Genomic DNA, 17,998 nt, shown 5'->3' on the forward strand with positions numbered 1-17,998 from the left:
GGCCGTACCAAGCGGTGCCGGCGGCGGTCGCGGCGAGGGCCGCCGCCGGTGTTCCCCCAGGGGCCCGGCGGCGTCGGTCGGCGGCACCGGACCCGTCACCGCGGGCGCGTGCGCGCCGCCGCCGGAAAGGTTCCCCATGACCACTGATCAGCGGAAGCGGCACTGGCCGCGACTGACCCGCCGGCAGACGTTGACCGCCGCGGCCAGCGCCACCCTCGGCGCCGCCGCGCTCACCGTGCCGGGCCTGTCGGCCGCCCAGAACGCGCCGGGCGCGGCGGGTCGGGCCGACGAGCCGATCATCGTGCACCTGCGCGACGCCGCGTCCGGAACGATGGACGTCTTCGTCGGTGAGTCCCGGATCGAGGTACGCGACCGCGGCCTCGCGGACCGGTTGCGCCGCGCCGCCAAGCGCTGACCAGCGCCCACGCCCGGCGCTGAGCAGCGCCCTCCGCCCCGCCATCAGTCCCTGCCCAGTGAGGTTGGTCCGTCATGTCTTCCCACCGCGAGGCCCCGGAGATAGCCAAGGATCCGGTCGCCGACAGCTCCGACCTTTACGCGTTCGTCAGCCCCGACAAGCCCGACACGGTCACGCTGATCGCCAACTACGTGCCGTTGCAGTTGCCGTCCGGAGGGCCGAACTTCTTCGAGTTCGGCGACGACGTGCGCTACGAGATCCACATCGACAACAACGGTGACGGTCATCCGGACGTCACCTACCGGTTCGAGTTCACCACCGAGATCACCAACCCGAACAGCTTCCTCTACAACACCGGGCCGATCGAGTCGCTCGACAGCAAGAACTGGAACCGCCGGCAGTTCTACAGCCTGACCCGGATCACCGACGGTCGGGAGCACCGGCTCGCGCACAAGCTGCCCTGCCCGCCGTGCAACGTCGGCCCGCTGTCCACGCCGAAGTACGCCGACCTCGTGCGGCAGGCCACGTACACCCTGTCGACGGGGGAGCGGGTCTTCGCGGGCCAGCGGGCGGACGGCTTCTTCGTCGACCTGGGAGCGATCTTCGACCTCGGCACGTTGCGGCCGTTCCAGCAGTTGCACGTGGCCGGAAAGAAGATCTTCAAGGCCGAGGGTGAGCCGGTCAACGCCACCGACCGGATGAACGTGCACAGCATCGCCGTGCAGGTGCCGCTGAAGCAGGTGCGCCGCCGGGCCAACCGGTACGGCCCGGCCGACGCCGCGTCGTTGCTGGGGGTGTGGACGTCGGCGTCGCGCCGGCAGGTCCGGGTGCTCGGCGACCGGGGTGGGGCGGACACCTCCACCGGCCCGTTCACCCAGGTCTCCCGGCTGGGGAACCCGCTGTTCAACGAGGTCATCGTGCCGATGTCCAAGAAGGACCTGTGGAACTCGCTGCCGCCGTCGGAGGACAAGCGGTTCGCGCGGTTCGTCGAGCAGCCGGAGTTGGCCGCGCTGCTGCCGGCCCTCTACCCGGACGTCTTCCCCAACCTGGACAAGCTCAACAAGTCCAAGAAGGCGCGCGCCGACCTGGTGGCCATCCTGCTCACCGGTGTACCGGCCGGCCTGATCGACGGCTTCACGAACGCCACCGGCGACGTGCAGGCCGACATGCTGCGGTTGAACACGGCCATCGCGCCGAACCGGCGGCCGGACCGGTTCGGGGTGCTCGGCGGCGACCTGGCCGGCTTCCCGAACGGGCGGCGGGTCGGCGACGACGTGGTCAGCATCGCGCTGCGGGCGATCGCCGGGGTGACCGTGCCGCTGGTGGACAAGACGTTCCGTCCGGACGCGGCGGCGGGCGCGGTCACCCCGGGGCTCAGCGCCGCCGACGTCACGGCGCCGTTCCTGGCGAACTTCCCCTACCTGGGTACGCCGTACGACGGGTTCAACAACCCGCCGGCGTCGTCCTGATCTCGGGCGGTGGAGCAGCGGTGCACGAACACACGTACGGGCCGTCGGAGACGGGGAGTGTCGTCCTCGATCTCGGCGGCGACACCGGTGCCCTGATCATCTACACCGGTCGGGATCTGCACGGCCGGGAGATCGAGATCAGCCGCGACGGCGAGCGGCGGGTCCACTCGGCGGTGCGGGAGCGTCGGGTCCGGGACGGCTCGTTCCACAGTGCGGTCTACCCCGATCTTGCCGCCGGGATTTATACCGTCTGGTGGGACGCGAACACGTCCGCCGGCACGGTTTCTGTCCATGGTGGAGGTATCGCCGAGTTCGCCTGGCCGAGCAGCGGTTTCGGGGCTGCCGGCTGACCCCTTCGCGCCCTCTTTCCGCTCGCACCCCGTCCACATCGTGGGCGGGGTGCGAGCGCTGTCCACAGCTCGACGGGCGGTCTGCGCCGACCCGCGTTAACCTGTCCCCCACCAAGATCAGCTTTGTGAAGGAGGTGCCGGTGCTCCCCGTCCGGCGGGCCGTCGGGAGGAGCGCCACGGCAGAAAAGTCGGACAACTCGCCGGAGAGGGCGTTACTCGGCCGGGGTCTGAATCGATAGGGCAGGTTGCGAGGCTGGACGGTCCTGGTGGCCGGCCAGGGTTGTCGGGAGGGCGACTCCATTATCAAGTTTGGCTTGACGGCGCACGCATTACACGCGTGTAATTTGAATGGGGTTGTTCGCACGGAACGCAACAAAACGGGACCGGACGGACAAGCACGCCTTTCGCGTGGGGGGTTGCAGCGGCGATGACGCCGGTGCGCGACAAGGAGGCATCTGATGGACGGCCAGCTTGAGGTGGCCGACCTGCTCGGAAACGCGCCGGAGTGGCAGGAGCGGGCCTTGTGCTCGCAGACCGACCCCGAGGCGTTCTTTCCCGAGAAGGGCGGCTCGACCCGCGAGGCGAAGCGAATCTGCTCGCGCTGCGAGGTCAAGACCGAATGCCTCGAATACGCTCTCGGCCACGACGAGCGGTTCGGTATCTGGGGTGGGCTCTCGGAGCGGGAACGGCGCAAGTTGAAGCGGCGCGCCGCCTGAGCGGTGTGCAGCGCACCGCCTGGGCGGTGCGGAGTCGGGGGTGGCGCGGAGTCAGGGCGGTGGGGGCGCCCGGCTCAGGCCAGCTCGTCGGGGTCGACCCCGAGCAGGTTCGCCACCTGCTCGATGATCACGTCATGGACGAGATCGGCGAGATCTTCGCGGTCCATCGCCCGGAACTCCAGGGGTCGGCGGTACAGCACGATCCGGGGCGGCACCTCCTGGCGGCCGGGGCGACCCGGCAGCAGGCGGGCCAGCGGCACCTCGCCGTCCTCCAGCACGTCGGAGTCGTAGACGTTCAGGTCCGGCGGAACGTCCTCGACCGCGAACTCGACGCCGGCCAGCTCCTTGGCGAACCGTCGCTCCAACGTCTCGACGGTGTCCAGTACCAGGTCGTCGAAGACCTCCGCCTTGGTCCGCGCCAGCGGCACGGTCGCCGGCACCAGGCGCCCGCGCAGGCCACGCCCGTGCCGGTCGCGGTGCGCACGCCGGCCGGGGCCGGGGCGGCGGTGTTCCGGACTCGTCATGAGGCAAAGGGTAGCCCCCGGGCCAGGCCGGCCCGCGGCACCGCCGCCAGCGTGGCGCGGCGCGACCCGGACCGCGAATTGTGATCACCACGACGGGCGTGTCGCAACGCGAAGCGGTGCGCCGGACCCGGTAATGGAGATACCCTGCCGCCGTGAGGTCACCACGGCGCTGCTCCCGTAACGGCTGCCCCCGGCAAGCGGTCGCCACATTGACCTATGTCTACAACGAGTCGACGGCCGTGGTCGGCCCGCTGGCGGCGTTCGCCGAGCCGCACACGTACGACCTGTGTGAGCAGCACGCCCGCAGCCTCACCGCCCCGCGCGGCTGGGACGTGGTCCGGCACGAGGGCGAGTTCGAGCCGCCCCCGCCCACCACTGACGACCTGGTCGCGTTGGCCGAAGCGGTCCGCGAGGCCGCCCGCCCGGCGCCCCGCCCCCCGGAGCCCGACCAGCCCCACCAGGAGAACCCCCACCAGACCGGCCGGCGGGGCCACCTCCGGGTGATCCCCCCCAACCACTGACCCGGACGGTCAGAGCCGCGACCAGGCCTCGGTCAGGACGGTACGGAGGATCTGCTCGATCTCGTCGAAGTGTCGCTGCTCGGCGATCAGCGGCGGGGCGAGCTGGATGACCGGGTCACCCCGGTCGTCGGCCCGGCAGTACAGGCCCGCCTGGAACAGCGCGGTGGACAGGAAGCCGCGCAGCAGCCGCTCCGACTCGGCCTCGTCGAAGGTCTGCCGGGTGGTCTTGTCCTTGACCAGCTCGATGCCGTAGAAGTAGCCGTCGCCCCGCACGTCGCCGACGATGGGCAGGTCGTGCAGCTTCTCCAGGGTGGCGCGGAACGCGTCCTCGTTGGCGCGTACGTGCCCGACGAGGTCTTCGCGGGCGAACACCTCGAGGTTGGCCAGCGCCACCGCGCAGGACACCGGGTGCCCACCGAAGGTCACCCCGTGGGCGAACATGCCGGTCTCGGTGAGGAACGGCTCCATCAGCCGGTCGCTGGCGATCATCGCGCCGAGCGGGGCGTACCCGGAGGTGATGCCCTTGGCGGTGGTGATGATGTCCGGCTGGAAGCCGTAGCGGACGGCCCCGAAGTACTCGCCGAGCCGACCCCACGAGCAGATCACCTCGTCGGAGACGAGCAGCACGTCGTACGCGTCGCAGATCTCCCGCACCCGCTCGAAGTAGCCAGGTGGTGGTGGAAAGCAGCCGCCGGAGTTCTGCACCGGCTCCAGGAAGACGGCGGCGACGGTGTCCGGCCCCTCGCGCTCGATGGCCCGACCGATCTCGTCGGCGGCCCAGCGGCCGAACGCCTCGGGGTCGTCGCCGTGCTCGGGTGCGCGGTAGAAGTTGGTGTTCGGCACCTTGATCCCGCCGGGCACCAGCGGCTCGAAGTCGCTCTTGATCCCGGGCAGGCCGGTGATCGACAGCGCGCCCATCGAGGTGCCGTGGTAGGCGATGTAGCGGCTGACCACCTTGTACTTGTTGGGCCGGCCGGTGCGCTTGAAGTAGGCCCGGGCCAGCTTCCACGCCGCCTCGACGGCCTCGGAGCCGCCGGTGGTGAAGAAGACCCGGTTCAGGTCGCCGGGCGTGAGCGAGGCGATCTTCTCGGCCAGCTCGACGGCCTTCGGGTGGGCGTACGACCAGAGCGGGAAGTACGCCAGCTCGCCGGCCTGCTTGGCGGCGGCCTCGGCCAGCTCGGTGCGGCCGTGACCGGCGTTGACGACGAACAGCCCGGCGAGCCCGTCGAGGTAGCGGCGGCCCTGCGCGTCCCAGACGTACGCGCCCTCGCCGCGCACGATTGTCGGCACCTCGCCGGCGGAGTAGCTCGCCATCCGGGTGAAGTGCATCCAGAGGTGGTCGGTGGCGTCGGCCATGTCAGCCCCATCGATCGTCGGGCCGGTCAAGGGGTGAAGCCGGCCGCTCTGCCCACGGTTATCGCACAGCCCGGTCCCGTTCGGCAAGTGGTATCAGTGGCGTGGTGAGCCGAATGCGACGGAATCAGCGAGGTGTTGCGGTGATAGCAACGGATTCCGCATCGTGCGCGGACCCGCCCAATAGGGGTTCGGACGCTGTCGAGCTGCCCCAGATGTGGGGCACGGCGGCCCCGCGGCCTGGTTGATCCACTCCACTTCGCCGATGTCGGGGCATCAGGGCACCGTTGATACCGCGACATCGGCGAAGTCGAGTGGATCACGGCCGGGTCGGCCCGTGTGTACATCGGGGACCCGGGTGGGACACCTCGGGGGCGGTTCGAGGGCATCTCGGGTGCGCGCCAACACGTCCGACCGCAACACGCCGGTAGGCCGCAGACATCGATACTCAGCGTGGCTAACGTGCGGCGCAGCGTGCACCGAGCGGGCCGCGCACGTGCACCGATCGAGACGGCGCGGCGTGCTCCCCGCGGGGCGGCAGGGCGTGTTGCACGCGTGGCGTGTGGCCGGCAGGCAGGAGGAGTCCGATGGCCAACGAGGCGTTGCGGGTGGCGATGGCCGAGGCGGGGGAGACGGTCGAGTCGCTGGCCGAGAAGGTCCGCGTCGACCCGAAGACGGCGGGGCGGTGGCTGGCGTCCGGGCGCATTCCGCATCCGCGTACCCGGATCGCGGTCGCCGAGATCCTGCGCCGGGACGCGGCGGATCTCTGGCCGGAGGCGTTCCGCCGCCGGGACCTGCCGTGGTTCCGGCCGTGGGCCGAGCTGGAACAGGACGCCATCGGCCTGCGGTCGTATGAGCCGCTGCTCGTGCCGGGCCTGCTCCAGACCGAAGGGTACGCCCGGGCGATCCTGAACACCGGCGGGCTGGTCCCGCCCTCCGAAGTGGACCAGATCGTGGCCAGCCGCATCGACCGCCAGGCGGTCCTTCGCCGTGACGCCCCACCCCAGCTCGTCGCGGTGCTCGACGAGGTGGTGCTGCGCCGGCCGGTCGGCGACGGGTCGGTGATGGCCGGGCAACTGCGGCACCTCGCCTCGGCGGCGGAGTGGGAGCACGTGCAGGTCCGGGTCATCCCCGCCGAGAGCCCGTGGCACACCGGGTTGGCCGGGCCTTTCGTGCTGGGTCGCCTGCCCGACGGGACCGAATTGGCGTATCTCGACAACCAGCTCCGCGGTCAGATCGTGACCGATCCTCTCGACGTGGCTAACCTGGGACGCAGGTGGGAGAGCGTCACCGGTGAGGCGTTGCCCCAACGCCAGTCGATCGACCTGATCAGGGAAGTGGCCACGACATGGACATGACCGACGCCCGTTGGCGCACCGCGACCCGCAGCAGCAACAACGGTGGAAACTGCGTCGAGGTCGCCGACAACCTGCCGGGGCGGGTGTTGGTGCGCGACAGCAAGGACCGCGACGGCGGCACCCTGACCTTCGCGCCGGCCAGTTGGCGTTCCTTCGTCGACCAGTTGCGGCAGGCGTGACATGACCGACGCGCGCTGGCGCACCGCGACCCGCAGCAGCAACAACGGTGGTGACTGCGTCGAGGTTGCCGACAATCTGCCCGGCCGGGTGCTGGTGCGCGACAGCAAGGATCGTGACGGTGGCACCCTGACCTTCGCGCCGGCCGCCTGGGCGTCGTTCGTCGGCGCGGTCCGGTCGACGGCACGCTGATCCACTCGGGATCCCGGAAACCGGGGCATCCGAGCGCCCCGGACACCCCGACTCCCTGCAAACCGAGTCGATCAAGAACGAGCCGTCAGGCCGTACCCCAGGTGTAGGTCTGTTTGCGGAGCTTGAGGTAGACGAACGCCTCGGTGGAGAGCACTCCCGGCACCGCGCGTAGCCGTTGCAGGATCTCCAGCAGGTGGTCGTCGTTGCGGCAGACCACCTCGGTGAGCAGGTCGAACGAGCCGGCGGTGATGACGACGTAGTCGACCTCGTCCAGCTCGGCCAGTCGGTCGGCGACTGCCTCCAGGTCGCCGTCGGTGCGCAGCCCGATCATCGCCTGGCGGGGGAAGCCGAGCTGGAGGGGATCGGTCACGGCGACGATCTGCATGACGCCGGAGTCGAGCAGTCGCTGTACCCGCTGGCGGACCGCCGCCTCGGACAGGCCGACCGCTTTGCCGATGGTGGCGTACGGCCGGCGGCCGTCCTCCTGGAGCTGCTCGATGATCTGCTTGGCCACGTCGTCCAGCAGAGCGTGGTTGGCCCCTTCACGCACAGCGACGCGGCGCCCGCCGCCACCGCTCTCGTGCTGCCGGTTCGTCATCGTGCGCTCCCCATGTCCCGAATCGTGATGTCGCGCGTGTATCCCCGCGCAGTCTGGCGTATTTCGTCGTCAACTGCTAATCCCGCAACGGAATCCCTTGTAAGGGAGGTTTCCTCATGTCAGGATCAGTGCTCCCTGGCACCTGACCCTCCCGACATTCCCGCCGGCGTGCCTCCCCCGTCCCGCCGCCGACGATGACCCCCTAGGAGTCGTCATGCGTACTCCCCTCCGGCCCCTCTCCCGGCGTGGACTGCTCACCGGCACCCTCGGTTCGGCCGCCCTTCTCGCCGCGGGCGGCAGCCTCGCCGGCTGTGGCACCAAGGGCGCCCAGCAGACCGAGGCCGGCTGCGTCAGCGAGGACCTGTCCGGCACCGAGAAGAAGCTGGCCTTCTCCAACTGGCCGCAGTACATGGACGTCGACGAGAAGGACGAGTCCAAGCGACCGAGCCTGGACGAGTTCATCACGAAGACCGGCATCCAGGTGACCTACACCGAGGACATCAACGACAACAACGAGTTCTTCGGCAAGGTGCAGAACCAACTGGCCGCCTGCCAGAGCACCGACCGGGACATCATCGTGCTGACCGACTGGATGGCGGCGCGGATGATCCGGCTCGGCTGGATCCAGAAACTCGACCCGGCGAAGATCCCGAACGTGCAGGCGAACCTGCTGCCGTCGCTGCTCAAGCGCCCCTTCGACAGCGAGAACCGGATCTCGATCCCGTGGCAGTCCGGCCTGGCCGGGTTGGCGTACAACGGCAGTGTCACCAAGGAGCTGCGCACCGTCGACGAGCTGCTGACCCGCGCCGACCTCAAGGGCAAGGTGACGGCGCTCAGCGAGATGCGCGACACGATGGGTCTGCTGCTCGGCTCCAACGGACACGACCCGGCCAACTTCACGGCGGCCCAGTTCGACGACGCGCTCAACAAGCTCAAGAAGGCCGTCGACTCCGGGCAGATTCGCAAGTTCACCGGCAACGACTACGCGCCCGACCTGGCCAAGGGCGACATCGCCGCGTGTATCGGCTGGTCCGGGGACGTCATCCAGCTCTCCAGTGAGAACGCCAAGGTGCGGTTCGTCGCACCCGACTCCGGCGTGATGCTCTACAGCGACAACATGATGGTGCCCAACAAGGCCACCCACAAGGGCAACGCCGAGGCGCTGATCAACTACTACTACGAGCCGGCCGTCGCCGCGAAGCTCGCCGCGTACGTGAACTACATCTGCCCGGTCAAGGGCGCCCAGGCCGAGATGGAGAAGATCGACCCGGAGCTGGCCGCCAACCCGCTGATCTTCCCCGACGACGCGCTGCTGGCGAAGTCGAAGGTCTTCATGGCCCTGGACGAGAAGCAGGAGAAGGAGTACGAGGGCAAGTTCCAGCAGGTCATCGGGGCGTGACGAGGATGGCGCGCGAGACACCCGCCGGCGACCTGCGCCTGGCCAACCTCACCAAGCGGTTCGGCATCTTCACCGCCGTCGACGACCTCAGCCTGACGATTCCGCAGGGCTCGTTCTTCGCGCTGCTGGGCGCGTCCGGCTGCGGCAAGACCACCACCCTGCGGATGATCGCCGGGCTGGAGGAGCCGACGAGCGGTCAGGTGCTGCTGGGCGACACCGACATCGCCCGGCTGCGTCCGTACAAGCGGCCGGTCAACACGGTCTTCCAGAGCTACGCGCTCTTTCCGCACCTCACCATCTTCGAGAACGTGGCCTTCGGGCTGCGCCGGCGCGGCATCCGCTCGGTCGACGACGAGGTCCGGCGGATGCTGTCGCTGGTGCAGCTCGACGGCTTCGGCCCGCGCCGCCCGGCCCAGCTCTCCGGCGGCCAGCAGCAGCGGGTCGCGCTGGCCCGCGCACTGATCAACAAGCCGCAGGTGCTGCTGCTGGACGAGCCGCTGGGCGCGCTCGACCTGAAGCTGCGCCGGCAGATGCAGATCGAGCTGAAGCGCATCCAGACCGAGGTCGGCATCACCTTCGTACACGTCACCCACGACCAGGAGGAGGCCATGACCATGGCCGACACCGTCGCGGTGATGAACGCCGGCCGGATCGAGCAGCAGGGTGCCCCGGTCGACATCTACGAGTTCCCGGCCACCGCGTTCGTGGCGAACTTCCTCGGCCAGTCCAACCTCCTCGCCGGGGAGGCCGCCGGCACGAGCGGCGGCGAGGTCGCGGTGACGGCGCACGGTTCGCGCTTCTCGGTGCCCGCCGGCCGGTCGCGCGCCGACCGCGGTCCGGTCCACCTGGGGGTACGCCCGGAGAAGCTGCATCTGGTCGGCTCCGCCGACCAGGTGCCCCACGGACACCAACACGTCACCGGTGTGGTCACCGACGCCTCCTACGTGGGCGTCAGCACCCAGTACCTGCTGCGCACCGGCTGGGGCACCGAGTTGTCGGTCTTCGCCGCCAACAGCGGTACCGCGACGCGGGTGCCGGTCGGCGGCGAGGCCGTGGCGCACTGGGATCCGGAGCACGCGTTCCTGCTGCCCCGGGACGCCGCCGACACCGACCGGACGTCCCCGGTGCTCGACGAGCCGGTGGGTGCGTCGTCGTGACCCTCCTGGCGCCCAGCAAAGCGGGCCAGCCGCCGCCCGCGCCACCGGCGGCCCGGTCCGGGCGGTACCGCCTCCTGCCGTACCTGCTGCTGTTGCCCGGCGCGGCCTGGCTGCTCATCTTCTTCGGTGTGCCGCTGGTGCAGCTCGCCGCGGCGAGCCTGTACGACCCCAGCGGCTCGCTCTCCACCGGGTACGCGATGACCTGGGCGTTCAGCAACTACCCGGACGTCGTGCAGGCGTACTGGCCGCAGCTGCTGCGCTCGTTCGGCTACGCCGGGCTGGCCCTGGTGGTGGCACTGCTGCTGGGCTATCCGTTGGCGTACGCCATCGCGCAGAAGGCGGGCCGGTGGAAGAACCTGCTGCTGGTGTGCGTGGTCGCGCCGATGTTCACCAGCTTCCTGGTTCGTACGCTGGCCTGGAAGACGATCCTGTCGGACAACGGTCCGCTCGTCGGCCTGCTGCGCGACGTGCACCTGCTCGCGTCGGACGGTCGGCTGCTGGCCACGCCGTTCGCGGTGGTGCTCGGTCTGACGTACAACTTCCTGCCGTTCCTGGTGCTGCCGCTGTACGCGAGCCTGGAGCGGCTGGACCCCCGGCTGCTGGAGGCGGCCACCGACCTGTACGCGAGCCCGGTGCAGGCGTTCCGGCGGGTGACCCTGCCGCTGTCCATGCCCGGCCTGGTCGCCGGCACGCTCCTGTTCTTCATTCCGGCCAGCGGCGACTACATCAACGCAGAACTGCTCGGCACCCCCAACGAGTACATGGTCGGCAACGTCATCGACTCGGCGTTCCTGGTCCGGCTGGACTACCCGCAGGGCGCCGCGCTGTCGTTCCTGCTGATGGCGGCGATCCTCGCGGTGGTCTTCGGCTACCTGCGCCGGGTTGGCACGGAGGAGGTGCTCTAGATGCGACTCTCCCGCTGGCTGGCCGATCGCTGGGTGATGATCGTGGCGCTGCTGGTGCTCGGCTACCTGTCGCTGCCGATCCTGGTGGTGGCGGGGCTGTCGTTCAACCGCCCGTCGAGCCGCCTGTCATACGACTTCAACGAGTTCACGCTCGACAACTGGCGGCAGCCCTGCGCCACCTCGGACATGTGCGACGCGGTCGTGCGCAGCGTCCAGATCGGATTCCTCGCCACGGTCGTCTCCACCGTGCTCGGCACGTTGATGGCGTTCGCGCTGGTCCGGCACCGCTTCCGGGGACGGGCCGGGGTCAACGTGCTGATCTTCCTGCCGATGGCGACGCCCGAGCTGGTGATGGGCACGTCGCTGCTGGCCCTGTTCGTCTCGGCCGGGGTGCCGCAGGGCTTCTGGACCATCGTGATCGCGCACGTCATGTTCTGCGTGTCGTTCGTGGTGGTCACCGTGAAGGCGCGGCTCGCCGGGATGGACCGGCGGCTGGAGGAGGCCGCCATGGACCTCTACGCCAGCGAGTGGCAGACCTTCCGGCGGATCACCCTGCCGCTGGTGCTGCCCGGCATCGTGGCCGCCGCGCTGCTGGCCTTCTCGTTGAGCTTCGACGACTTCATCATCACCAACTTCAACGCCGGTACGACAGTGACGTTCCCGATGTACGTGTGGGGCGCCGCCCAGCGGGGCATCCCACCGCAGGTCAACGTCATCGGCACCGCGATGTTCGCGATCGCGCTGCTGCTGGTCGGCCTCAGCTCACTGCGCGGACGCCGGGCCCGCCGCGCCAACCTGCTGGCCGGTACGACACCACAGGCGCGGCGGCCGTCATGACCGGGGGCCGGCGTGCTGGTCGACGCGGCTGTCCCGCCAGGGGCCGCTCGCCCTGGGCGCGGGGTCGACCGTCATGACGCCCACGCGTGCTTCTCGGGCGCTGGCCGACGCGGCGCCCGTGCCGTACTGGCTCGACCGCAGGGAACGGCCCGAACCGCTGCCGCCGCTCGTCGGGGCGCAGACCGCCGACCTGCTCGTCATCGGCGGCGGGTACGGGGGGCTCTGGGCCGCCCTGGAGGCCAAGCGCGCCGACCCGCACCGGGACGTGCTCCTCGTCGACGCCGGGACCTGCGGATGGGCCGCCTCCGGGCGCAACGGCGGGTTCTGCGCCGCCTCGCTCACCCACGGCCTCGCCAACGGTGTGGACCGGTTCCCCGAAGAGATCGGCGAGCTGGAACGCCTCGGCCGGCAGAACCTCGACGACATCGCCGACACCGTCGCGGAGTTCGGCATCGACTGCGACTTCGAACGCACCGGCGAGCTGGCCGTCGCCGTCGAGCCGTACCAGCTCGACGGGCTCGCCGCCGACGCGGAGCTGGCCCGCCGGTACGGCCACCGGGTGCGCCTGCTCGACCGCGACGAGGTACGCGCCGAGGTCAACTCGCCGACCTACCTGGGCGGCATGATCGACGCCGACCGGGTGGCGATGGTGGACCCGGCGAAGCTGGCCTGGGGTCTGCGCCGCGCCTGCGTCGAGGCCGGCGTACGCGTGCACGAGCACACCCGGGTCACCGGGCTGCGCGCCGACGGCGTCGCGCTGCGGGCGGACACCCTCGGCACCGATCCTGACGACCTGGCCCGCTCTGCCGACCTGGCCCGCTCTGCCGACCTGGCCGGCCCTGCCGCACCCGCCGGCCTGGCCGCACCCGCACCGGGCCGCCCCGGCGTTGTCCGCGCCCGCCGGATCGTGCTGGCCACCAACGCGTTTCCGCCGCTGCTGCGCCGGCTGCGCGCGTACGTGGTGCCCGTCTACGACCACGTCTTGATGACCGAGCCGCTCAACCCGGCGCAACGCGACGCGATCGGCTGGCGCAACCGGCAGGGGCTCGCCGACACCGGCAACCAGTTCCACTACTACCGGATCACCCGCGACGGGCGGATCCTCTTCGGCGGCTACGACGCCGTCTACCACTACGGCAACCGGGTCGCCCCGAAACTGGAGCAGCGCCCGGCCACCTTCACCACCCTCGCACAGCATTTCTTCACCACGTTTCCGCAGCTCGTGGACGTGCGCTTCAGCCACCGCTGGGGCGGTGTCATCGACACCTGCACCCGGTTCTGCCCGTTCTACGGGACCGCCTTCGGCGGTCGGCTGGCGTACGCCGCCGGGTACACCGGCCTCGGCGTCGGCGCGACCCGCTTCTCCGCCCGCGTGCTCCTCGACCTGCTGGCCGGCGGGAACACCCCGCTGACCCGGCTCGACCTGGTCCGCCGCAAGCCCCTGCCGTTCCCGCCGGAACCCGTCCGCGCGGTCGGCATCAATCTCACCCGCCGGTCGATGGCCCGCGCCGATGCGCGTGGGGGCAGACGCGACCTGTGGCTCCGTACTCTCGATCGTCTTGGTTTGGGGTTTGATTCCTGATGCGTGTCCTGCTCGTCGGCGCCGGTGGCGTCGGCTCCGCCGCCGTAGCCATCGCCGCCCGACGGTCCTTTTTCGAGACGATGATCGTGGCCGACCACGACCCGCAGCGCGCGGCCCGCGCGGTCGCCGGGCACGGCGGCCGTTTCGTCGCCGCCCAGGTCGACGCCTCCTCGGCCGACGCGATCACCGCGCTCTGCCGTGAACACCGGATCACCCACGTCCTCAACGCCGTCGACCCGCGCTTCGTCATGCCCATCTTCGACGGCGCGTTCGCGGCCGGTGCCGACTACCTGGACATGGCGATGTCGCTCTCGCGCGCCGATACGGGCGTGCGGCTCGGCGACGAACAGTTCGCGCAGGCCGAGGCATGGGTGGCGGCCGGTCGGCTGGCGCTCGCCGGCATCGGCGTCGAGCCGGGACTGTCCGACGTGTTCGCCCGGTACGCCGCCGATGAACTGTTCAGCGAGATCGACGAGATCGGCGTGCGGGACGGCGCGAACCTGACCGTCGACGGCTACGACTTCGCGCCCTCGTTCTCCATCTGGACCACCATCGAGGAGTGCCTCAACCCGCCGGTGATCTGGGAGGCCGACCGCGGCTGGTACACCACCGAGCCGTTCAGCGAGCCGGAGGTCTTCGACTTCCCCGAGGGGATCGGGCCGGTCGAGTGCGTCAACGTGGAGCACGAGGAGGTGCTGCTCATCCCGCGCTGGGTCAAGGCCCGCCGGGTCACCTTCAAGTACGGGCTCGGCGAGGAGTTCATCGACGTCCTGAAGACGCTGCACAAGGTCGGCCTGGACGGTGTCTCCCCGGTGCGGATCCGCGGGGTCGACGTGTCCCCGCGCGACGTGGTGGCGGCCTGCCTGCCCGACCCGGCCACCCTCGGGACGCGGATGCGCGGCAAGACCTGCGCCGGCACCTGGGTACGCGGGCTGGGCCCGGACGGACGGCCCCGGGAGGTCTACCTCTACCACGTGGTCGACAACGAGTGGTCGATGAGCGAGTACGGCCACCAGGCGGTCGTCTGGCAGACCGCGGTCAACCCGGTGGTGGCGCTGGAACTGCTCGCCACCGGCGTCTGGACCGGCGTAGGAGTCCTGGGCCCAGAAGCCCTACCCCCAGTGCCCTTCCTAGACCTGCTCACGAACTACGGATCCCCCTGGGGTCTCCGCGAAACCCCCACCCCCTGACCCCCCGTCCCCTGACCCCCGCCCCTGACCTCGTCGATCTTGCACTTTCTGCGGCGGCATCACTCGCTTATCGGGCATAACCTCGACAGCAAGTGCAAGATCGGCGAGGCTGGGGTGGTGGGTGACGGCTTGCTGACAGGTTCGCGGGGGTTGGGCTGGGGTTCTGGGGGGTGGTTTGCGGGGGTGCGGGATTTGGTCGTTTGGCGGGTATTTTGTGGGCGGGTGGCCGCACTATTGGCCCCGGCTCGACGGACCTAACGGGCCGGTCGACCTGTCGACTTGTCACCCCGCCGACTCGGTCGGCGATGCAGGTCGCGCCCACCGATTGATCGACGCCAGGCGAACGGCGTAGGCAACCAGCGCGACGGTGGATATTGCGGACAGTGGTTGCGACGACACTTCTCCGCGTGACGATGCAACCACCACCCGGGCCGGGGCATCCGCTGCCGTACGGCCCCGGACCGCAGCCATCCGCCGCCCCGAACTGGTTCCGCCGTGCCAGCCCGGGCCGCCGCGCCGCAGTGATTGTCGGTTCGGTGCTGCTCTCCGTCCTGCTGCTCTGCTGCGCCGGTACCGCCATCGTCGGCGCGCTGACCGGCGATCCGGACCCGAAGAGCACGGGCACCGCCGCCGACGAGGCGCAACGACCCGTCGCCGCGGCACCTGCCGAACCGACACCTGACGCGCTCGCCGAAGCCCAGTCCGCGGAGGCGGCACCCTCGGTCACCGCGGCGCCCACCCCCTCCAGTGCCGCGCCCGCGCCCGTGGTGCGGGTGACGACCGTGACCGAGCGTTCCGCCATCCGGCACGGTTCGCGCACCGTCAAGGACGCCTCGCTGGCCGAGGGCAAGCGGGTGGTCCGCACGAAGGGCGTGGACGGCGTACGGACGCTGACCTACGAGGTGACCACCACCGACGGCGTGCAGACCGGCAAGAAGCTGGTCAAGTCCACCGTGACGAAGCAGCCGGTCACCGAGGTCGTCGCCGTCGGCACGAAGAAGAAGTCCAACTGCGACCCGAACTACAGCCCCTGCGTCCCGATAGCCAGCGACGTCGACTGCGCCGGCGGCAGCGGCAACGGCCCGGCCTACGTCAGCGGAGTGGTCAAGGTGATCGGCGAAGACATCTACGACCTGGACCGCGACAACGACGGCTACGGCTGCGACTAACCCCGCCCTGAGTCGCCCCGCCCCCGCCCCCGCGCCCCGCCCCCGCCCCCGCGCCCCGCCCCGCCTCCGCCCTCGCCGATCTTGCACTTTCTGCGGTCACAATCCTCGTCAAGTAGGGCGTATCGACAACAGAAAGTGCAAGATCGGCGCGGGGGGTGGGGCGGGGGGTGGGGGGTGGGGGCGTGAGGGCTGGCGGCTTAGCACGTGCGGGTGTGGGGTGGGGGTTTTCCACAGAGGGCTTTGTTGTCCACAGGTTGTGGGGGCGGGGCGGCGCTTGTGGCCGGTGGGCGGTCAGCCTTTCGGCATGGCTGTTCAGTTGTGGCGTACGGATGCGCTGATGCGGGAACTCACCGTCGCGCGGATCCGCAGTCGGCTCGACCGCGAGAAGCTTCGGCGGGTCCGCAGGGGCGTGTACGCGGCTGAGTCCTGCGACGACGATGACCTGCTACGGGCGCTGATGCTGCGCCTCCCCGACGGGGCCATGTTGACCAGGCAGAGTGCTGCCCGCAGGCACGGCTTCGGCGTCTTGCGGGAGGATTTGGTGCACATCCAGCTTCCCGCGAATGTGCCGAAGCCTCGGCTGCCCGGGGTCGTCGTACACCGGTCGGTTCTGTCTGTTCGGCCGGTGCTCGTCGGCGGCCTTCCCTGCGTGCCGGCGGCCCGGTGTGCGGTGGACCTGGCGCGTGCCGTTCGGCGGCTCGACGCGCTGCCGGTGCTCGACGCGGCGCTCCGGTCCGGCGCGGTGAGCCAGGATGACCTGCTGACCGAGGTTTCCGCTCACGACGCGTTGCGCGGGGTACGGCAGGCCCGCCAGCTCATACTGCTGGCGGATGGCCGGGCCGAATGTCGGCAGGAGAGTCAGTTGCGACTGATCCTGGTTGACGGAGGGCTGCCTGCGCCCGAGCCTCAGCTGTGGGTCACCGATGGACTCGGCATCCCGCTCTACCGGCTCGACCTTGGATACCGGGAGCGGCGAGTCGGCGTGGAGTACGACGGCCTGTCGCACCTGGACCGCGATCGTCTTCGACACGATCGGGAGCGGGTCAACTGGCTGGACGCGTCGGGCTGGCGAATGCGCTACTTCACCGACCGTGACCTCTACCGCCGCCCCGAGTACGTCAAAGCCACGGTCCGCCGAGCCCTCTCGTGACCCCAGCGCGCTCCCACCTCGCCGATCTTGCACTTTCTGTGGTGACCAATACCCACAAGAGCGACATTTCAACAACACAAAGTGCAAGATCGGCGAGAGTGGGGGTGGGGCGCGCGGGAGCGCGGGAGCGCGGGGGGTGAACGGTTGGGGGGTTGTTTCCGTATCAGGGGGTGACGGACTTGGCTAGGGCGGGAGTTACGGCGATGAGGGTTCAGCGGAAGCATGTGCTGGCGGCTACCGTGGCGGTGGTTGCCGCCGCCGGGGTGGCGGTGGGGACCGGGTTCGGGTTCGCCGACACCGCTCCGGCACGGTCGTCCGTCTGCTCCGGCTCGGTGACGTTCTCGGCGGAGGGTGGAGCGCCGGCGGCTACGAGTGACAGGTTCCCGGTGGGTACCCGGCTGCGGGTGACCAACCTGGACAACAACCGCGCGGCCACGGTGACGGTGACCGGCCCGTCGGGCAGTTGTGTGCTGCTCAACGCCGCCGCCATGGAGCTGGTACGCGAACCGGGCAAGAACGTGATCCGCCGCAACGTGGTGGAGCGGTTGGACGGTGCGGCCGCCCAGCCCGCCCCCGGTGGGGTACGCCCCGGCGCCGCCTCGCCCGCCGCACCGCGTCCGGTAGCCGGCTCGGCCTGCTCCGGCGCGATCACCTTCTTCGCGGAGAACGCCGCCCCGGCGGCGACCAGCGGGCAGTTCCCCGTGGGTACGCGGTTGCGGGTGACGAACCTGGACAACAACCGGGCGACCACGGTGACGGTGACCGGCCCGTCGGGCAGCTGTGTGCTGCTCAACGCCGCGGCGATGGACCAGATCCGCGAGCCGGGCAAGAACCTGGTCCGCAACAACACCGTCGAAGTGCTGCGCTGACGTGGGTCGAGGGGCCCGCCGCCGGGCCCCTCCGCCGTGTCGACGCCGCGCTGAGGGGAGCGCCCGG

Annotated in this window: 20 protein-coding genes; 17 read left to right on the forward strand and 3 right to left on the reverse strand. The window is 70.3% G+C overall.

The genetic code is table 11. From position 1 onward, the window contains the following. Nucleotides 1–136: 136 nt before the first annotated feature. From ACN263_RS03575 to ACN263_RS03590, 4 genes are all read left to right on the forward strand, one after another. Nucleotides 137–415: a hypothetical protein gene (locus ACN263_RS03575; protein ID WP_422738395.1), complete on the forward strand. Its 279-nt coding sequence runs from the start codon at nt 137–139 to the stop codon at nt 413–415. A gap of 74 nt (nt 416–489) precedes the next feature. Beyond that, the gene (locus ACN263_RS03580; protein WP_422738396.1) at nt 490–1,884 is read left to right on the forward strand and encodes a DUF4331 domain-containing protein; all 1,395 of its coding nucleotides are present in this window, start codon (nt 490–492) and stop codon (nt 1,882–1,884) included. Nucleotides 1,885–1,904: 20 nt separating this feature from the next. Then, complete coding sequence (locus ACN263_RS03585; RefSeq protein WP_422738397.1) at nt 1,905–2,234, forward strand: phospholipase; 330 nt, start codon at nt 1,905–1,907, stop codon at nt 2,232–2,234. A gap of 458 nt (nt 2,235–2,692) precedes the next feature. Then, entirely contained in the window at nt 2,693–2,950 is a 258-nt protein-coding gene (locus tag ACN263_RS03590; protein ID WP_007455784.1) for a WhiB family transcriptional regulator, read from the forward strand. A 74-nt stretch (nt 2,951–3,024) separates the two neighbouring features. Here the strand turns inward: ACN263_RS03590 and ACN263_RS03595 are convergent, their stop codons facing one another. After that, nucleotides 3,025–3,474, reverse strand: a complete 450-nt coding sequence (locus ACN263_RS03595; protein ID WP_007455785.1) for a metallopeptidase family protein — start codon at nt 3,472–3,474, stop codon at nt 3,025–3,027. 152 nt (nt 3,475–3,626) lie between these two features. Here ACN263_RS03595 and ACN263_RS03600 point away from each other — a divergent pair, with 152 nt between their 5' ends. Further along, nucleotides 3,627–3,995 (forward strand): DUF3499 domain-containing protein, encoded by a 369-nt coding sequence (locus ACN263_RS03600; protein WP_422738398.1) that lies wholly within the window; start codon nt 3,627–3,629, stop codon nt 3,993–3,995. Between the two features lie 9 nt (nt 3,996–4,004). Here the strand turns inward: ACN263_RS03600 and ACN263_RS03605 are convergent, their stop codons facing one another. Beyond that, nucleotides 4,005–5,351 (reverse strand): aspartate aminotransferase family protein, encoded by a 1,347-nt coding sequence (locus tag ACN263_RS03605; RefSeq protein ID WP_422738399.1) that lies wholly within the window; start codon nt 5,349–5,351, stop codon nt 4,005–4,007. A gap of 584 nt (nt 5,352–5,935) precedes the next feature. Here ACN263_RS03605 and ACN263_RS03610 point away from each other — a divergent pair. Genes ACN263_RS03610 through ACN263_RS03620 form a run of 3 tightly spaced genes read left to right on the forward strand, consistent with a single transcriptional unit; the run spans nt 5,936 to nt 7,075 of the window. Beyond that, nucleotides 5,936–6,706 carry a DUF5753 domain-containing protein gene (locus tag ACN263_RS03610; protein WP_422738400.1) on the forward strand — a complete coding sequence of 257 codons (771 nt, stop codon included), beginning with the start codon at nt 5,936–5,938 and terminating at the stop codon, nt 6,704–6,706. Continuing rightward, nucleotides 6,697–6,885, forward strand: coding sequence for a DUF397 domain-containing protein (locus ACN263_RS03615; RefSeq protein WP_422738401.1), 189 nt, complete (start codon nt 6,697–6,699; stop codon nt 6,883–6,885). The genes ACN263_RS03610 and ACN263_RS03615 overlap by 10 nt, the downstream gene beginning before the upstream one ends. Before the next feature lies 1 nt (nt 6,886). After that, nucleotides 6,887–7,075, forward strand: coding sequence for a DUF397 domain-containing protein (locus ACN263_RS03620; protein ID WP_422738402.1), 189 nt, complete (start codon nt 6,887–6,889; stop codon nt 7,073–7,075). An 85-nt stretch (nt 7,076–7,160) separates the two neighbouring features. Here the strand turns inward: ACN263_RS03620 and ACN263_RS03625 are convergent, their stop codons facing one another. Beyond that, nucleotides 7,161–7,673, reverse strand: a complete 513-nt coding sequence (locus ACN263_RS03625) for an Lrp/AsnC family transcriptional regulator (RefSeq protein WP_355053574.1) — start codon at nt 7,671–7,673, stop codon at nt 7,161–7,163. Between the two features lie 214 nt (nt 7,674–7,887). Between ACN263_RS03625 and ACN263_RS03630 the strand changes: the two genes are divergently transcribed. The 9 genes from ACN263_RS03630 to ACN263_RS03670 all read left to right on the forward strand — a co-directional run bounded on the left by ACN263_RS03630 (nt 7,888) and on the right by ACN263_RS03670 (nt 17,931). After that, the gene (locus ACN263_RS03630) at nt 7,888–9,072 is read left to right on the forward strand and encodes an extracellular solute-binding protein (RefSeq protein WP_422738403.1); all 1,185 of its coding nucleotides are present in this window, start codon (nt 7,888–7,890) and stop codon (nt 9,070–9,072) included. A gap of 5 nt (nt 9,073–9,077) precedes the next feature. Beyond that, complete coding sequence (locus ACN263_RS03635) at nt 9,078–10,229, forward strand: ABC transporter ATP-binding protein (RefSeq protein WP_422738404.1); 1,152 nt, start codon at nt 9,078–9,080, stop codon at nt 10,227–10,229. Beyond that, entirely contained in the window at nt 10,226–11,134 is a 909-nt protein-coding gene (locus ACN263_RS03640; protein ID WP_422738405.1) for an ABC transporter permease, read from the forward strand. The genes ACN263_RS03635 and ACN263_RS03640 overlap by 4 nt, the downstream gene beginning before the upstream one ends. Further along, a complete protein-coding gene (locus ACN263_RS03645; protein WP_422738406.1) occupies nt 11,135–11,971 on the forward strand; it encodes an ABC transporter permease in 837 nt (278 codons plus the stop codon). It abuts the gene before it with no gap. A gap of 73 nt (nt 11,972–12,044) precedes the next feature. Further along, the gene (locus tag ACN263_RS03650) at nt 12,045–13,553 is read left to right on the forward strand and encodes an NAD(P)/FAD-dependent oxidoreductase (protein ID WP_422738407.1); all 1,509 of its coding nucleotides are present in this window, start codon (nt 12,045–12,047) and stop codon (nt 13,551–13,553) included. Further along, nucleotides 13,553–14,743, forward strand: a complete 1,191-nt coding sequence (locus tag ACN263_RS03655) for a saccharopine dehydrogenase C-terminal domain-containing protein (protein WP_422738408.1) — start codon at nt 13,553–13,555, stop codon at nt 14,741–14,743. The genes ACN263_RS03650 and ACN263_RS03655 overlap by 1 nt, the downstream gene beginning before the upstream one ends. 413 nt (nt 14,744–15,156) lie before the next feature. Continuing rightward, complete coding sequence (locus ACN263_RS03660) at nt 15,157–15,912, forward strand: G5 domain-containing protein (protein WP_422740587.1); 756 nt, start codon at nt 15,157–15,159, stop codon at nt 15,910–15,912. A gap of 304 nt (nt 15,913–16,216) precedes the next feature. Then, nucleotides 16,217–17,062, forward strand: a complete 846-nt coding sequence (locus ACN263_RS03665) for a DUF559 domain-containing protein (RefSeq protein WP_422738409.1) — start codon at nt 16,217–16,219, stop codon at nt 17,060–17,062. A gap of 203 nt (nt 17,063–17,265) precedes the next feature. Further along, complete coding sequence (locus tag ACN263_RS03670) at nt 17,266–17,931, forward strand: hypothetical protein (protein ID WP_422738410.1); 666 nt, start codon at nt 17,266–17,268, stop codon at nt 17,929–17,931. Nucleotides 17,932–17,998: the final 67 nt, after the last annotated feature.

This window comes from Micromonospora sp. WMMD729, from assembly GCF_049315225.1.
Classification (GTDB): domain Bacteria; phylum Actinomycetota; class Actinomycetes; order Mycobacteriales; family Micromonosporaceae; genus Micromonospora.

What these genes read in the sequence shown, in the direction of transcription:
- ACN263_RS03575 (WP_422738395.1), top strand. Translation starts at nt 137, where the DNA reads ATGACCACTGATCAGCGGAAGCGGCACTGGCCGCGACTGACCCGCCGG.
- ACN263_RS03580 (WP_422738396.1), top strand. Translation starts at nt 490, where the DNA reads ATGTCTTCCCACCGCGAGGCCCCGGAGATAGCCAAGGATCCGGTCGCC.
- ACN263_RS03590 (WP_007455784.1), top strand. Translation starts at nt 2,693, where the DNA reads ATGGACGGCCAGCTTGAGGTGGCCGACCTGCTCGGAAACGCGCCGGAG.
- ACN263_RS03595 (WP_007455785.1), bottom strand. Translation starts at nt 3,474, where the DNA reads ATGACGAGTCCGGAACACCGCCGCCCCGGCCCCGGCCGGCGTGCGCAC.
- ACN263_RS03605 (WP_422738399.1), bottom strand. Translation starts at nt 5,351, where the DNA reads ATGGCCGACGCCACCGACCACCTCTGGATGCACTTCACCCGGATGGCG.
- ACN263_RS03610 (WP_422738400.1), top strand. Translation starts at nt 5,936, where the DNA reads ATGGCCAACGAGGCGTTGCGGGTGGCGATGGCCGAGGCGGGGGAGACG.
- ACN263_RS03615 (WP_422738401.1), top strand. Translation starts at nt 6,697, where the DNA reads ATGGACATGACCGACGCCCGTTGGCGCACCGCGACCCGCAGCAGCAAC.
- ACN263_RS03620 (WP_422738402.1), top strand. Translation starts at nt 6,887, where the DNA reads ATGACCGACGCGCGCTGGCGCACCGCGACCCGCAGCAGCAACAACGGT.
- ACN263_RS03625 (WP_355053574.1), bottom strand. Translation starts at nt 7,673, where the DNA reads ATGACGAACCGGCAGCACGAGAGCGGTGGCGGCGGGCGCCGCGTCGCT.
- ACN263_RS03630 (WP_422738403.1), top strand. Translation starts at nt 7,888, where the DNA reads ATGCGTACTCCCCTCCGGCCCCTCTCCCGGCGTGGACTGCTCACCGGC.
- ACN263_RS03635 (WP_422738404.1), top strand. Translation starts at nt 9,078, where the DNA reads ATGGCGCGCGAGACACCCGCCGGCGACCTGCGCCTGGCCAACCTCACC.
- ACN263_RS03645 (WP_422738406.1), top strand. Translation starts at nt 11,135, where the DNA reads ATGCGACTCTCCCGCTGGCTGGCCGATCGCTGGGTGATGATCGTGGCG.
- ACN263_RS03650 (WP_422738407.1), top strand. Translation starts at nt 12,045, where the DNA reads ATGACGCCCACGCGTGCTTCTCGGGCGCTGGCCGACGCGGCGCCCGTG.
- ACN263_RS03655 (WP_422738408.1), top strand. Translation starts at nt 13,553, where the DNA reads ATGCGTGTCCTGCTCGTCGGCGCCGGTGGCGTCGGCTCCGCCGCCGTA.
- ACN263_RS03660 (WP_422740587.1), top strand. Translation starts at nt 15,157, where the DNA reads ATGCAACCACCACCCGGGCCGGGGCATCCGCTGCCGTACGGCCCCGGA.
- ACN263_RS03665 (WP_422738409.1), top strand. Translation starts at nt 16,217, where the DNA reads ATGGCTGTTCAGTTGTGGCGTACGGATGCGCTGATGCGGGAACTCACC.
- ACN263_RS03670 (WP_422738410.1), top strand. Translation starts at nt 17,266, where the DNA reads ATGAGGGTTCAGCGGAAGCATGTGCTGGCGGCTACCGTGGCGGTGGTT.